This window comes from Pseudomonas mercuritolerans (assembly GCF_025706525.1).
Lineage (GTDB): Bacteria > Pseudomonadota > Gammaproteobacteria > Pseudomonadales > Pseudomonadaceae > Aquipseudomonas > Aquipseudomonas mercuritolerans.
The window spans coordinates 505,910-522,671 of sequence record NZ_JAMSHA010000001.1 but is presented as its reverse complement, the minus strand read 5'-3'; the positions used below and the strand labels follow the sequence as shown (position 1 = coordinate 522,671).

3 protein-coding genes are annotated in these 16,762 nt (G+C 63.0%); 2 read left to right on the top strand and 1 reads right to left on the bottom strand.

Annotation, left to right across the window (positions count from 1 at the left end; translation table 11 throughout):
- Positions 1 to 7: 7 nt before the first annotated feature.
- Positions 8 to 12,322 carry a non-ribosomal peptide synthase/polyketide synthase gene (locus ND528_RS02395; RefSeq protein ID WP_263469588.1) on the top strand — a complete coding sequence of 4,105 codons (12,315 nt, stop codon included), beginning with the start codon at positions 8 to 10 and terminating at the stop codon, positions 12,320 to 12,322.
- Between the two features lie 64 nt (positions 12,323 to 12,386).
- Complete coding sequence (locus tag ND528_RS02390) at positions 12,387 to 13,349, top strand: alpha/beta hydrolase (protein WP_263469587.1); 963 nt, start codon at positions 12,387 to 12,389, stop codon at positions 13,347 to 13,349.
- Between the two features lie 829 nt (positions 13,350 to 14,178).
- Here ND528_RS02390 and ND528_RS02385 read toward each other — a convergent pair.
- Complete coding sequence (locus ND528_RS02385; RefSeq protein WP_178084505.1) at positions 14,179 to 16,662, bottom strand: TonB-dependent siderophore receptor; 2,484 nt, start codon at positions 16,660 to 16,662, stop codon at positions 14,179 to 14,181.
- Positions 16,663 to 16,762 lie beyond the last annotated feature (100 nt).

The following is a 16,762-nucleotide window of genomic DNA, read 5'->3' as shown; positions in this document are numbered from 1 at the left end:
AAAACGCGTGCAAGAGTTAATCGAGTCGGTAGGACAACTTTCGGCTAAGCAAAGAAAGGCTCTGGCGGTTCTGCTCAAGCAGAAAGGCGTCAACCTCTTTGACATTGCTCCGGTTTTCAAGCGCACGGCTGAAGAGCCGTTGCTGCTGTCCTACGCTCAGCAGCGCCAGTGGTTCCTCTGGCAGTGGGCACCGCACAGCGCGGCCTACAACATTCCGACGGCCCTGCGCTTGCAGGGGCCGCTGGATGTGCCGGCACTGGAACGCAGCATTGCGGCGCTGATCGAACGCCACGAAACCTTGCGCACGGTGTTCTCTCAAGACAGCGCGCAACCCTTGCAAGTGGTCCTGCCCGCAGGACCTTTTACCCTCGATATTCATCACCTGAGCGCTGATCTGGCGCATGACCCGGAGCACTCGATCGAGGCTTTCGTTCAGACCCAGAGCCAGAAGACTTTCGATCTGCAGCACGGCCCGTTGCTGCGCGCCGCGCTGCTGCAGGTCAACCCGGATGAGCATGTGCTGGTGCTGACCCTGCATCACATCGTTTCCGATGGCTGGTCGCTGCAAGTGATGATCGAGGAACTGGTGCAGCTCTATGCCGGTTTCAACCTCGGTCACGACGCCGGTCTGCCGGCCCTGCCGATTCAATACGCCGATTACGCCTTGTGGCAGCGCCACTGGATGGAGGCCGGTGAGCAGGAGCGCCAACTGACCTACTGGCAGGAAAAGCTCGGCGGCGAACAACCGGTGCTGGAACTGCCGCTGGATCGCCCGCGCGCGGTCGATCAAAGCTTCGCCGGCGCCAGCCATAACCTGATTCTTGATCCGCCGCTGAGCCATGCCCTCAAGGCCTTTGCCCGGCAGGAAAACGTCACCCTGTTCGTGTTGCTGCTGGCTTCGTTTCAGGCCTTGCTGCATCGCTACAGCGGGCAAAGCGACATCCGTGTCGGCGTGCCGGTGGCCAACCGTGGCCGGGTGGAAATCGAGCGGCTGATCGGCTTCTTCGTCAACACTCAGGTGCTCAAGGCGGACATCGACGCAGAGCTGCCGTTTATCGAACTGCTGCGTCAGGTCAAACAGACGGCGCAGGAGGCGCAGGCGCATCAGGACTTGCCCTTCGAGCAACTGGTCGAAGCGCTGGAGCCGGGCCGCAGCCTCAGCCACAGTCCGCTGTTCCAGGTGATGTTCAACCACCAGGCCGAGCGCCGTGCGAGCGTCGCCACGCGCCTCAACGGCCTGAACATCGAACCGCTGGAATGGCAGAGCCAGACCGCGCAATTCGACCTGACCCTCAACACCACCGAGCAGGCCCACGGCATCGAAGCGGTGCTCAAGTACGCCACTGACCTGTTCGACGCAGCGACCATCGAGTGCCTGGCGCAACACTGGATCGCGCTGTTGCAAGCGATCGTCGCCGAGCCGAGCCAGCGTATCGGCCAGTTGCCAATGCTCGATGCAGGCCAGCAGCAACAGCTGTTGGCGCAATGGAATCCGCCGCTGATTGAACAACCGCTGACCCAGTGCCTCCAGCAAGCCATCGAGGCCCAGGCCGAGCGGCATGCCGATGCGGTGGCGGTGAGCAGTGCCGGGCAACGCCTGACTTACGCCGAGCTCAATCACCGCGCCAACCTGTGGGCGCATACGCTGATCGAGCAGGGCGTCGGCCCGGACGTGCGCGTCGGCGTGGCGGTGGAGCGTTCGCTGGACATGATCGTCGCCATTCTCGCGGTGCTGAAAGCGGGCGGCGCCTATGTGCCGCTGGACCCGAGCTACCCGGATGACCGCTTGAGCTACATGATCGACGACAGCGGTATTCAATTGCTGTTGACCCAGGGCCATTTGCTCGGGCAATTGCCGCTGCCGCCGGGGCTGGTCTGTCTCGATCTGGATCAAACGCCGGAGCACGGCATCGCAAGCAACCCGCCATGCCTGACCACGCCGGACAATCTGGCCTACGTCATCTACACCTCCGGTTCCACCGGCAAACCCAAAGGCGCGCTGCTGCCGCACGGCAACGTGATGCGCCTGTTCAGCGCCACCGAGCACTGGTTCGATTTCGGCCCGCAGGACAGCTGGACGCTGTTCCATTCCTACGCGTTCGACTTTTCCGTGTGGGAGATTTTCGGCGCGCTGTTGTACGGCGGCAAACTGGTGGTGGTGCCGCACGATGTCAGCCGTTCGCCGGAGGATTTCTACACGCTGCTGTGCGATGAAAATGTCACCGTGTTGAACCAGACGCCGTCGGCGTTCAAGCCGTTGATGCAGGTCGCCTGCGAGTCGAGCCGCAGCAATGCCCTGCGTTACGTGGTGTTCGGCGGCGAGGCGCTGGAAGTACAGAATCTGCGTCCGTGGTTCGAGCGTTTTGGCGACCGCACGCCGACGCTGATCAACATGTACGGCATCACCGAAACCACCGTGCACGTCACTTACCGGCCATTGTCGCTGGCGGATCTGCAGAGCAACCACAGCAGCCCGATCGGCGCGCCGATTGTCGACCTGTCGTGGTACTTGCTCGACAGCTCGCTGAACCTGGTACCGCAAGGCTGCATCGGTGAGTTGTACATCGCCGGTGCCGGTTTGGCCCGTGGCTATCTGAATCAGGCCGGCATGAGCGCCACCCGCTTCGTGCCCGATCCGTTCAACCGCAAGGCCGGCCAGCGTCTGTACCGTACCGGCGACCTCGCACGGCTGCGCGGCGACGGGGTGATCGAGTACATCGGTCGTATCGACCACCAAGTGAAGATCCGTGGTTTCCGCATCGAGCTCGGCGAAATCGAAGCGCAACTGCTCAAGCATCCGCAGGTGCGCGAAGCGGTGGTGCTGGCGGTGGACGGCCTCAGCGGCCAGCAACTGGCGACCTGGGTCGTGCCGGTTGAGACATTGAACGCGGACGAGCAGGGCGCGCTGCGTGATTCGATCAAGCTGCACCTGCGCGAAACCCTGCCGGACTATATGGTCCCGGTGAGTTGGGCGTTCCTCGACCGACTGCCGCTGACCGCCAACGGCAAGCTCGATCGCAAGCAACTGCCGCAGCCGGATGTTGACCAGGTGCAAGAAGCCTACGCGGCGCCGCGCAGCGAACTGGAACAGCGTCTGGCGGAGATCTGGCAGGACGTACTCAAGGTCGAACGGGTCGGGCTTCACGATAATTTCTTCGAGCTGGGCGGCGATTCGATCATTTCGATTCAAGTGGTCAGCCGCGCGCGGCAGGCCGGCATTCGCTTTACGCCCAAGGACATTTTTCAGCATCAGACCGTGCAGCGTCTGGCCACCGTCGCGCAACAAAGCGACGCCGTGCAGACGGAGCAGGGCGAGGTGCTTGGCGACGCACCACTGACGCCGATCCAGCAGTATTTTTTCCACAGCGACATCCCGGCGCGGCATCACTGGAACCAGTCGATCCTGCTGACCCCGGCGAAAACCCTGCAAGCCGCGGCGCTGCAACAGGCCTTGGCGCAGGTGCAAAAACAGCATGACGCCTTGCGTCTGCGTTATCGCCAAATCGAGCAGGGCTGGCAGCAAAGCCACGGCGCGGCGGATCAGCCACAAGCGTTGTTGCGCACTTTCATGCTGGACGACAGCGCGGCATTGCCAGCGCTGTGCCTGGACCTGCAACGCAGCCTCGACCTGCACAACGGCCCGCTGATCCGCGCGGCGCTGATCGATTTGCCGGACGCCAGTCAGCGTCTGTTGCTGGTGATTCATCACCTGGTGGTCGATGGCGTGTCGTGGCGGATCCTGCTCGAAGACCTGCAGAGCGCCTATCAGCAGATCAGCAGCGGACAGCGCGTGCATCTGCCGGCCAAGACCAGCGCGTTCAAGGACTGGGGTTTGCGCCTGCAAGAACATGCGCGCAGCGCGGCGCTGGGCAGCGAACTGAGTTACTGGCGCGAGCAGTTGCGCGACGCGCCGCTCGGTTTGCCGCTGGATAATCCGCAGGGCCAATTGAATAACCGCTTCGAACGCAGCGTCGACACGCGGCTGGATGCCGAACGCACCCGGCAGTTGCTGCAACAGGCCCCGGCGGTCTACCGCACCCAGGTCAACGACCTGCTGCTGACCGCACTGGCGCGAGTGTTGTGTGAGTGGACTGCAAGCGACAGTGCGTTGGTGCAGCTCGAAGGCCATGGCCGCGAAGACCTCTTCGATGACATCGATTTGAGCCGCACCGTGGGTTGGTTCACCAGCATGTTCCCGGTACGCCTGACACCAAACGCCAGCCTGGAAAGCTCGATCAAAGGCATCAAGGAGCAACTGCGCGCGATCCCCAACAAGGGCATCGGCTATGGCTTGCTGCGTTATCTCGGCACCGCCGAAGCACAAGCGGCACTGCATGAACTGGCGCAACCGCAGGTGACGTTCAACTACCTCGGCCAGTTCGATAACAACTTCGATGAAGACGCCTTGTGGCGGCCTGCCACCGAAGACAAGGGCGCCGGTCAGGACGCAAACGCGCCGATGGCCAACTGGCTGACCATCGATGGCCGGGTTTATCAGGGCCAGTTGAGCCTGACCTGGACCTACAGCAGCGACGTCTTCGAGGAGGCGACCATTGCCGCTCTTGCCCGCGCCTACGAAGTGGCACTGAACGAATTGATCGACCACTGCCTCAGCCATGCTGGCGGCCTCACGCCGTCCGACGTGCCGCTGGCCGGTTTGTCCCAGGCGCATCTGGACAGCCTGCCGATTGCCGCCCAGCGCATCGAGGACATTTATCCGCTGGCGCCGATGCAGCAGGGCATTCTGTTCCACAGCCTGTACGACGCCGACGCCAGCGCCTACGTCTATCAGATGCTGCTGGACATCGACGGCCTCGACGTTGCGCGGTTTCAGCAAGCCTGGCAGCGGGTGGTCGATCGCCACGAAGTGCTGCGCGCCGGTTTCATCTGGGGCCGAGATGGCCTTGACGCGCCGTTGCAGGTGATCAATCGCCAACTGACCCTGGAAATGCCGGAAGTTGATGTACGCGATGCCGCTGATCTGCCGGCGGTGCTTGAGGCGCGGGCGCAGGCCGACCGCGAGCGCGGCTTCGATCTGCAGAATCCGCCGCTGCTGCGCCTGTGCCTGTTGCGCACTGCCGACGATCGCCATCGACTGATTTTCACCTGCCACCACATCCTCATGGATGGCTGGAGCAACTCGCGGATGTTCGGCGAGGTGCTGCAGGATTACGCCGGCCAGCCGGTGCCGAGCGCACAGGGCCGCTACCGCGATTTTCTGGTCTGGCTGCAAGGCCAGGACAAGGCAGCCGCGCAGGACTTCTGGCGCGGGCAACTGGCCGAACTCGACGAGCCGACCCGACTGGCGTCGGCTTGTCACGGACGCACCGTGCCGGGGCCGGGCAAACAGATGCATCGTCTGCATTTCGATGAAGCGTTGACCCAGCGTCTGAACAGCTTCTCCCGTCAGCAACAGGTGACCCTCAACAGTCTGGTGCAGGCCGCGTGGCTGCTGGTGTTGCAGCGCTACACCGGCCAGGCCACCGTGGCGTTTGGCGCCACGGTATCCGGGCGGCCGGTGGATTTGCCGGGCATCGAAGAACAGCTGGGGCTGTTCATCAACACTCTGCCGGTGATCGCCAGCCCGCAGGCCACCCTCAGCGTCGGTGACTGGGTGCGCAGCGTGCAGGACAAGAACCTGCTGTTGCGCGACTACGAACAGACGCCGTTGCAGGACATTCAGCGTCTGGCCGCATTGAGTGGCGAAGCGCTGTTCGACACTTTGCTGGTGTTCGAGAACTATCCGGTGTCCGAAGCGCTGGAGGCCAATCCGGGTGGGCTGCGTTTTTCCGGTCTGGAGCATCGCGAGCAGACCAACTACGCTCTGACCCTGATCGCCGGCGCCAGCGAAGTGCTCAACCTCGATTTCAATTACCTTACCGAGCACTTTGCCGAGCGCAGCGTGCTCGCTCTGGCCGCGCATCTGCGTGAGGTGCTGGAGCTATTTATCGAGGCGCCGCAACGGGCACTCGGCGAGATCGGTCTGCTGCCGCTGGCCGAGCGTCAGACGCTGGCGCAGTGGAACGACAATCACGCCGCTTATCCGGCCGAGCGGTTGATTTCGCAGAGCTTTGAAGCGCGGGTCGCAGCGCATCCGCAGGCACTGGCGTTGAGTCATGCCGGCGTGGCCCTGAGTTACGGCGAACTGAACCGGCGCGCAAACCAGTTGGCCCGGCATCTGGTGACGCTGGGTGTCACCGCCGAAGTGCGCGTCGGCGTGGCGCTGCCGCGTTCGGCGGAACTGGTGATCGCCCTGATGGCGGTGCTCAAGGCCGGCGGCACCTACGTGCCGCTGGACCCGGACTACCCGGCCGACCGCGTGGCCTACATGCTCGATGACAGTCAGGCGAAAGTCCTGCTGACCCAGCAAGCGCTGCTGGCGCAACTGCCGTCCAGCGAAGCGCAAGTGGTGCTGGTCGAGGCCGGCGGTGAGGCGTTCGCCGCGCAAGCACCGGACAACCTGCCGGCGCGCGCCGACTCGGCCAATCTTGCCTACGTGATCTACACCTCCGGTTCCACCGGTAAACCGAAAGGCGTGGCCATCGCCCATCGCAACGTACAGGCGCTGATTGACTGGTCCGCCGAGGTCTACAGCGAGGACGATCTGCAGGGCGTGCTGGCCTCGACGTCGGTGTGCTTCGACCTGTCGGTGTGGGAGATTTTCGTCACCCTGGCGCGCGGCGGGTCCATGGTCATGGCGCGCAATGCCCTGGAGCTGCCAGACTTGCCCGAGCGTGATCAGGTGCGCCTGATCAACACCGTGCCGTCGGCGATTGCCGCGTTGCAACGCATCGGCCAGATCCCGCCGGGCGTGCGCATCATCAATCTGGCCGGCGAGCCGCTGAAGCAGGCGCTGGTCGACACGCTGTACCGCGAGACTTCGGTCGCCCACGTTTACGACCTGTACGGGCCTTCCGAAGACACCACGTATTCGACCTGGACCCGTCGCGAACTCGGCGGCCAGGCCAATATCGGCCGGCCACTGCGCAACACCACCGCGTACCTGTTCGACGGGCAATTGCAGGCAGCACCGCTCGGCATCGCAGCGGAGCTGTATCTGGCCGGTGACGGCATCACCCGTGGCTATCTGTTGCGCCCGGGCCTGACCGCCGAGCGCTTCGTGCCCAACCCGTTGGCGAGCAACGGCGAGCGCATGTACCGCACCGGCGACCTGACGCGTTTCATGGACGACGGCCGTATCGAATACGTCGGCCGCATCGACCATCAGGTCAAGGTGCGTGGCTTCCGTATTGAACTGGGCGAAATCGAAGCGCGTCTGCTGGCCCAGGCCAGCGTGCGCGAAGGCGTGGTGCTGGCGGTGGACGGCGTCGGCGGCCAGCAACTGGTGGCTTATGTGGTACCGGCCGAAGCTGATCAAAGCCCCGCGCAACTGGACGCGTTGAGTGCTGAGCTGCAAGCCGCGCTCAAGGCGCATCTGCCGGACTACATGGTGCCGGCGCAGTGGCTGTTCCTCGAACAATTGCCCCTGACACCCAACGGCAAACTTGATCGCAAGGCCTTGCCGGCACCGGATGCCAGCCAGGCACAACGCGATTACGTCGCGCCGTCGACGCCGCTGGAGCAGCAGCTGGCCGAGGTCTGGCAGGACATTCTGAAGATCGAGCAGGTCGGCGTGACCGACAATTTCTTCGCCCTCGGCGGTGATTCGATCATCTCGATTCAACTGGTCAGCCGCGCGCGGCAGCAGGGCATTTGCTTCACGCCCAAAGACCTGTTCCAGCAGCAGACGGTGCAGAAACTGGCCGCAGTGGTTTCGCATGCAGACGCGCAATCCGCCAGCGCTGCCGACTACCCGTTGGCGCAACTGGATCAGGCGCAGCTCGATGCCTTGCCGGTGCCGGCGGAGCTGATCGAAGACGTCTATCCGCTGTCGCCGATGCAGGAAGGCATGCTCTTCCACACCCTGTCGGATAACGGCAGCAGCCTCTATGTGCAACAGGTCAGCCTGCCGATCAAGGGCCTCGACGTTGAGCGTTTCCGCCGGGCCTGGGAATTCATCATTGTGCGTCAGGCGATCCTGCGCACCAGTTTCCATTGGCAGGATGGGCTGGCCAAGCCGTTGCAGGTCGTCCATCGCCAGGCGCCGCTGCAGATGCAGGTGCTCGATTGGCGTGGGCAGGATTGCAGCGAGGCTGCGATTGCCGAATTCGCCAGCGCCGACCGCGCGCTGGGCTTCGACTTGTCCGAGGCGCGATTGCAGCGGGTGACCCTGCTGCAGCTGGGCGACGAGCAGTACCAGATGATCTGGACCAGCCACCACATCCTGATGGACGGCTGGAGCAGCTCGCGGCTGTTCGGCGAGGTCTTGCAGTACTACTCCACGGGCCAGGTGACTGGCGAAAATGGCCGCTATCGCGACTTCATTGCCTGGTTGCAGGCGCAGGATCAGGATGCCCAGGAGCTGTTCTGGAAGGCGCGTCTGGCGGTGGTCAACGAACCGACCGCGCTGAGTCAGGCGATGCACCCGCGTCACAGCGCCGACGTTACCGGCCACGATGCTATCTATTCGAACTGGGACAAAGCGCAAACCTCACGCCTGCTGGAGTTCTGCCGCGACCTGCGCATCACCCCCAACACACTGATCCAGGGCGCGTGGCTGCTGCTGTTGCAACGCTACACCGGCCAGCAGACGGTGACCTTCGGCGCCACCGTATCAGGGCGTCCGGAAAGTCTGCCGAACGTCGGCAACATGCTCGGCCTGTTCATCAACACCTTGCCGATCATTCAGACCCCGCAGGCCGATCAGCGTCTGGCCGACTGGCTGGGTGAAGTGCAGGCCTACAACCTCGACATCCGCGATTACTCCCAGGCACCGCTGGCCGATGTGCAGCGCTGGTCGAACCTCGGTGGTCAGGCGCTGTTCGACAGCATCGTGGTGTTCGAAAACTTCCCGATCGACGAGCGCTTGCAGGAAGAAACCGACACCGAGCTGACCTTCGGCAAATCCATCGGCCACGGCGTGACCAACGTGCCGATGGACCTTGCGGTGATGCTCGGCGACGAGTTGTCGATCGAGTACCTGTACCTGCGCAGCCACTTCAGCGCCGCGGCGGTAGAAGGCATTCGCCTGACCCTGGAAAACACCCTCGCGGCGATGATGGCCGCGCCGTATGAGCGGCTGGGCAACTTGCAGCGTCTGTCCGCCGAACAATGGCAAGCGGCGCAGGCCTGGAGCGCCGAGCCGGCGCACCGCCATGAACCGCGCCTGTTGCCGGAGTTGATCAGCCGTCATGCGCAACAGCAGCCCGACGCGATCGCGGTGCAATGCGCCGGCGAAAGCCTGAGCTACGCCGAACTGGAGCGGCAGGCCAATCGTCTCGCGCAGTGCCTGATCGCCCACGGCGCCGGGCCGGAAGTGGTGATCGGCGTGGCGTTGCCGCGTTCGCTGGAAATGCTGGTGAGCTTCCTCGCCGTGCTCAAGAGCGGTGCGGCGTACGTGCCGCTGGACATCGATTATCCGCCCGAGCGCTTGGCGTACATGATCGAAGATTCGCGCATGGCCCTGCTGCTGACGCAAACCAGCCTGCGCGCGACGTTGCCTGCACCACAAAGCGTGCGGCGTCTGGAAATCGATCAACTCGATCGCAGTCTTTACAGCGATGCTGCCCCGGTCTGCGATGTTCACGAGCAGAGCCTGGCGTACTTGGTTTACACCTCCGGTTCAACCGGACGGCCGAAAGGCGTGGCCGTGACGCAGGGACCGCTGAGCATGCACTGCCAGGCCATTGCCGAGTTGTACGAAATGGACGCCAGCAGTTGCGAGTTGCACTTCATGTCGTTCGCTTTCGACGGTGCCCATGAACGCTGGCTGAGTACCTTGTACAGCGGCGGTCGTCTGGTGATTCGCGACGGTTGTCTGTGGACGCCGGAGCAGACCTATCAGGCCCTGCACGATTACGGCGTGACCATCGCCTGCTTCCCGCCGGCCTATCTCAAGCAACTCGCCGAGTACGCAGCCGCCAGCGGCATTGCACCGCCTCCGGTGCGCATCTACTGCTTCGGTGGCGATGCGGTGCCGGAGCAGACCTTCGAACAGGTCAAAGCCGCGTTGCGTCCGCAATACTTCACCAACGGCTACGGCCCGACCGAAACCGTGGTCACGCCGATGCTCTGGAAAGTCGCCATCAGCCAGCACTGCGAAGCGGCGTACGCGCCGATCGGCCGCGCGGTCGGTGCGCGTTCGCTGTACGTGCTCGACGACGATCTGAATCCGCTGCCGCCGGGTTTTGCCGGTGAGTTGTACATCGGCGGTTACGGCGTCGCTCGCGGTTATTACGGGCGCCCCGACCTGACCGGCGAACGCTTCGTGCCCAACCCGTTTGCGCCCGGCGAGCGCCTGTACCGCAGCGGCGATCTGGTGCGCCGTCGCGCGGACGGCGTGGTCGATTACGTCGGACGCATCGACCATCAGGTGAAGGTGCGCGGCTTCCGCATCGAGCTGGGCGAAGTCGAGGCCAGCCTGCGTCAGTTGCCAGCGGTCAGCGATGCGCTGGTGATTGCCCGCGACAATGCCTCCGGCAAGCAACTGATCGGTTATGTGGTCACCGCCACGGGTGATGATATCGGCGATGAACTCAAGGCCGGGCTGCGCGCTTCGCTGCCGGAATACATGGTGCCGGCGCAGATCGTCTGCCTCAGCGCATTCCCGGTTACGCCCAACGGCAAACTCGATCGCAAGGCCCTGCCGGAGCCGGAGTTCAAAAGCGACGAATATGTTGCCCCTCGCACCGAGCAGGAACGCCTGCTGGCGGAAATCTGGGCGCAGGTGTTGCAGGTCGAGCAGGTCGGTATCAGCGATAACTTCTTTGAACTGGGCGGCGATTCGATCCTTAGCCTGCAAGTGATCTCGCGGGTGCGAAACCACCCGACGCTGCAGATGGAGCTGAAGCTGCGCGATCTGATGCGCTATCAAACCATCGCCGGCATTCTCGAGCAGCAAGTGGCGAAGGAGGGCGCCGGGCAAGCGCTGCCGGACCTGACTCAGGTTGCCGCAGAGGGCGCGTTCAATTTGCTGCCGATCCAGGAGTGGTTCTTCGCCGAAGGCATGGTCGAGGCGCATCACTACAACCAGTCGTTGCTGCTCAGCGCACGTCAGTCGCTGGATCTCGATGCACTGGAACAAGCGCTGGGCTTGATCGAACAACATCACGATTCGCTGCGCCTGCGTTTTTCCAACGACGGCGGGCGCTGGTTGCAGCGCTATAGCACCAGCGCCTCCGACGAGGCTGTGCTGTGGCGCCGTGAAGCGCAAAGCAGCGAAGAGGTCGAAGCCTTGGCCAACCTCGCGCAGCGTAGCCTCAAACTCAATGACGGGCCGGTCTGGCGGGTCATGCATGTGGCGTTGCCGGATGGCCAGGCGCGCTTGCTGGTAGTGATTCATCACCTGGTGGTCGACACCGTGTCGTGGCGGATTCTGCTCGACGATCTGAAAGTCGCTTACGAGGCCTGCGTGCAGGGGCTGGCGCCGCAGCTGCCGATTCGCACCAGCAGTTACCGTTCGTTTGCCGAGGCATTGCAGGCGCAGGCGCCGGTGATTGCCGAGCAGGAATTGAACTATTGGCTGGAGCAACTGGATCAACCGGGCGTTGATCTGCCGTGCGACAACCCGCGCGGCAAGAACCTCGTGCGGCAACAGGCGCAGGCACGGCTCAAACTGTCCCGCGAGCACACCGAACAACTGCTCAAACAGGCCCCGGCGGTGTACGGCACGCAGATCAACGACCTGCTGTTGTCAGCGCTCAGCCGCGCGCTGTGCCGCTGGAGCCAGCAACCGTCGGCGCTGATCCTGCTTGAAGGTCACGGTCGCGAAGACCTCTTCGAATCGATCGACCTGAGCCGCAGCCTCGGCTGGTTCACCAGCATGTTCCCGGTGCGTTTGCGCCCGGACGGCGACGACATCGGCCAGTCGATCATCGATGTGCAGGCGCAACTGGCGGGCGTACCGCAGAAGGGCATCGGCTACGGCGTGCTGCGTCATCTGGCCGGGCCGGAAATCTCGGCGCAACTTGCCGCATTGCCGCAGGCACGGGTGACCTTCAACTACCTCGGGCAGTTCGACCAGAGCTTCGACGAACAGGCGTTGCTGGTGCCGGCACTGGAAGAGACCGGCGACAACTACAGCCTCAAGGCGAACCTGGGCAACTGGCTGGAAATCGTCGGCCAGGTCTATGACGGGCAACTGGCGTTGCGCTGCATCTACAGCAGTCAGCGTTACCGCGCCGGCACCATGGATGCGCTGATGAGCGATTACCAGCGCGAGCTTGAAGCGTTGATCGAACATTGCATGGCGCGGGTGGGTTGATCGCTCTTTTTGTGCGGGCGCTGCCGAGGCGCGCCCGGTTTTTTGCGGATAAAGGATCTTATCGATGTCGTTGCACCCTGATCTGGAAGCGTTTCTCGACTTGGCCCAAGACAGCCAGGACGCCGGCCTGCCGGCCATGCACCAACTGACCCCGAGCGAGGCCCGCGCCACCTTCGAGCAGACCACCGCGCAACTGCGCTGGCCGGCGCCGCAGGATGTTGAAGTCACCGAGATCGAAACACAGGCCCGTGACGGTGCGGCGCTGGCGTTGCGTTTGTATCGGCCAAGCGGTGTTGAATCGCCGCTGCCGGTGCTGGTGTATTTCCACGGTGGCGGGTTTGTCGTTGGCAGTCTGGATTCCCACGACGGTGTCTGCCGCGAGTTTTGCCAGCGCACGCCGTGTGCGGTGCTTTCGGTCGGTTATCGACTGGCGCCGGAGCATCGCTTTCCGACGGCGCTGGAGGATGGCGAGGACGCGTTGTCGTGGCTGGCCGAACAGGCTGAGAGCCTCGGCCTGGATGGTTCGCGCGTTGCGTTTGGTGGTGACAGCGCGGGCGCCACGTTGGCGACGGTGCTGGCGATTCAGGCCGTGCGGCAGCCGCACACGGTGGCTATCGCGCCCAAGGCGCAGTTGTTGTGTTATCCGGTGACGGATGCTTCGCGGGTGCATGATTCGCGGCTGTTGTTTGGCGAGGGGTATTTGCTCGAGAACGACACGCTGGAGTGGTTTTATCAGCACTATGCGCGAGGGCCGGAGGATTATCTGGATTGGCTTTTTTCGCCGTTGCTGGCGGAGGATTTGCGTGGGGTTGCGCCGGCCATTGTGGTATTGGCCGGGTTTGATCCGTTGCTGGATGAGGGGCAGGCTTATGTCGACAGGCTGCGCGGGCAGGGGGTTGAGGTCGATGTCGAGGTTTGTGCCGGGTTGACTCATGATTTGTTGCGGTTGGGGGCGGTGGTGCCTGGGGTTCTGGAGGTGTATTTGCGGGTGGGTGGGGCGCTTGCGCGGGCTCTTGAGATTGGGTGAATATCCGTTTTTTTTGGTGTTGCTGCTGGCGGTTTCGCCCTTACGGCGACTTACTTTTTTACAAGCGCCTAAAAAAGTAAGCAAAAAACGCTAGCTCCTACGTTCGGCCCTCGCAGGCTCGGGTTCCTTCGCTGCGGGATCGATCCGGGCGCAGCGGCTACGGTTTGCTTCGCTGCACCTCCTTCCGCTGTGTCTGGCTGCGCCAGACGGTCGCTGCGCTCCCACGCCCGGATCAATCCCTCCACTCAGCCTTCCGACGTCGCCGGTGGATCAAAAGCACTCGAGCTTGCGCTCATTGTTGAGTGGTGCGGCTTCGCCGCGGGCAGCTGCGCTGCTTTGCTTTTGCTTTTGCTTTTGTGGGAGCGAGCCTGCTCGCGATGGCGATCTGCGAGGCAACCAATTCCTATCGAATTCACGCGATCCAACTGTAGGAGCCGCCGAAGGCTGCGATCTTTTGATCTGGCTTTGGCTTTTGATCCGGCTCTTGATCTTTTGCCCCTTCGGCAGGCTTCGTTACGGGATCGATCCGGGCGTGGGAGCGCAGCGACCGTACGACGCAGTCGTACACAGCGATTGGAGGTGCAGCGAAGCAAACCGTAGACGCTGCGCCAGGATCGGTTCCGTAACGAAGGTACCCCGAGCCCAAGCGAGCGGGCCGTACGCCGGGGCAAAGCCTTTTGGTTCCTTTTTGGCGTTTGAAAAAGGGACTCGCTGTAAGAGCGAAACCGCCAGCGGCAACACCCGCAGCAATGGATATGCCTCAATCCCAAAAAACAAAAAAGCCCCACATCTCACAATGCGGGGCTCTCTCACAGCTCAAATCAAAAAATCAGAAATCAGCCTTAACCGACATCACAAAATTGCGCGGATCCCCATAGAAGTTACCGAACCCCTCGGTACCAATGGTCGCGTAATAACGCTTGTCGAACAGGTTGTTGCCGTTCAACGCCACCGACCAGGTGTCATCAATCCTATAACCAATGCGACCGTTCCAGACCGCATAACCCGCGCCATTGACATTGTCCCCGCCCAGAGGCGAAACCCGGTAGGTGCCTGTCTGCGCATTGACACCCGCACCAATGGTCACACGGTCCAGCGGCCCGCTCAGGGCGTAATCACCCCAGACGCGCAACAGGTGACGCGGCACGTAGGAGTTGTAGACCGCGCCATCCTGAGTAGCATCGGCGTCTTCCAGCACTTTGGTCTGGGTGTAGGTATAACCGGCGAGCAATTGCAGGCGGTCGATCACTTCACCGCTGACTTCAGCTTCAAAGCCCTGGGCGCGGACTTTACCCGAGTTGATCTGGCAGGAACTGTCCTCGCACCGCAGGTCATCCTGCGCCGCGTCTTTCTGGATGGTGCGGAACAGGTTGAACGTGGTGTTCAAGCGACCGTCGTACCACTCACCCTTGATCCCCAATTCGTAGCTCTGGCCAATCAGCGGCTTGAGCGTGCTGCCGTCGATGGTTTTGTACGAGCCTTGCGGGGTGAAGATGTCGGTGTAGCTCGCGTAGGCGGTCAGGTTGTCGTTGAGGTCGTAGAGCAGGCCGGCGAACGGCGTGACCTGGCCGGTTTCGGTGGACTGGGTGTTGACCTCGGTGCCTTCGCCACGGAAGTACTGCACCGAGTCGGTGTCGGATTTGTACCAGCTGACCCGGCTGCCGAGTACCAGGGTCATCGGGTCGGCGAGTTTCAGGCGGGCGATCGAGTAAGCGCCGTATTGCTTGATGTGCATGTCCACCGGGCCGCCACGGGAGGCGTTGGCCAGGTAGTAGCTTTCATCCGGCTGCGGGATGTTGTGGTTCGGGTTGAACACGTTCTGGCGCTGCGGCAATGCCGCCACCGCGTAGAAGTCGTCCTTGTGCGAACGGCTGGCGTTGGCGCCGACGATCAGTTCGTGCTGCTGGCCGAAGGCGTCGAATTTGCCGTCGACGTAGGCATCGAAACCGTAGTCGCGCTGATCGTAGTCATAGGTACTGCCGAGCATCAGCGTGTTGGTGGCAGTGGCGCCGACCGGCACCGCGCCGCTCGGGAAGGAATATTCCATGTCCTGGGTGTTGCGCGAGTAGACACCGGCAACTTTCAGCGACCAATCGTCGTTGAACTGGTGCTTGACGTCGGCGAAGTAGGTGGCGCGTTTGCTGCGCTGGTTGTTCCACGAGGTGTTCAGGCAGGTGGAGCGTTTCAGGTGCAGGTCGGAGCCGTCGGCGTAGCGCGGCAGGCCGCCCCAGCACGGGGTGGCGTCGACGTCTTCATAGGCCATGCCCAGACCGAGGGTGGTGTCGGGGCTGAGGTCGAAGTCCAGCGCACCGTAGTAGATCTGGTCGCGGCGTTCAGCCACATCGTAGAAATACTGACGGGTCTGCTGCGTCACCACGGCGCGGCCACGGACAGTGCCGGCGTCGTTCAGCGGGCCGCCGGTGTCGACCTGGCCGCGATAGTTGTCCCAGGTCCCGGCCGACAGCGACAGCTGCGTGTGCGGGGTGTCCTGGCCGCGTTTGCGCACGAAGTTGACGCCGCCGGCGGTGCCGCCCGCGCCTTTCATCATGCCGGCCGCGCCGCGAAGGATTTCCACGCGGTCATAGATGGCCATGTCACTGTTGAAGCTGTCCGCCTGCACGTAGCTGCTGCCGATGTCCAGCGGTACGCCGTCGTACTGGTACTGGCCGGTCATGCGGAAACCGCGCGAGTAGAAATACTTGCCGCCCATTGGCGAGTCGTAGACGGTGATGCCCGGGGTCTTCTCCATCACCTGTTCGATGGTGTTGAGGTTCTGGTCATCGAGCATCTTGCGGGTCATCACCGTGACCGACTGCGGCGTTTCCTTCAGCGAGTGCACGCCCTTGCCGATGGTCACACCGCCCGTGGTGTAGGAGTTGCTGCCTTCGGTGGTGGCGCCGAGGCGGTTGGCGTTGACGTTGGTCGGCGCCAGTTCCATCGCGCTGCCGCTGGTGGCCGGGCCGAGCACGGTGACGGTGTTGCCGTCACGCTGATAGCGGATGCCGGTGCCGCTGAGCATGGCCTTGAGCGACTCGTCATCCTGATAGCGGCCGTTGAGGGCGCTGGAGCGCAGGCCTTGCAGGCTTTCCGGGCTGTAGACGATTTGCAGGCTGGTCTGCTGACCGAGGGTTTGCAGGGCCTGGGCCAGCGGTTGGGCCGGGATGTTCAGGGTCCATTCCTGGGCCTGGACATACGGCGCTGCCGCGAGGGTCAGTGCCAGACCCAGGCCGCTACCGGCCAGGCGTGTGCGGGTCGCGCCGTGCATCAGCAGGGCTCGAGTCAGAGGGCGAAGCATGAAACGGGATGCGGACATGAGGTTAAGACCTTGGCAGGTATAGTTGTTAATGGTTCTTATTCATCTCATTAAGACGAGGAAGCCGCGGCAAACCGGAAAAGTTTTTTCTCCGGCCCGG

Excerpts from the sequence above, each read along its gene's own strand:
- ND528_RS02390 (WP_263469587.1), top strand. The coding sequence starts at position 12,387 with ATGTCGTTGCACCCTGATCTGGAAGCGTTTCTCGACTTGGCCCAAGAC.
- ND528_RS02385 (WP_178084505.1), bottom strand. The coding sequence starts at position 16,662 with ATGTCCGCATCCCGTTTCATGCTTCGCCCTCTGACTCGAGCCCTGCTG.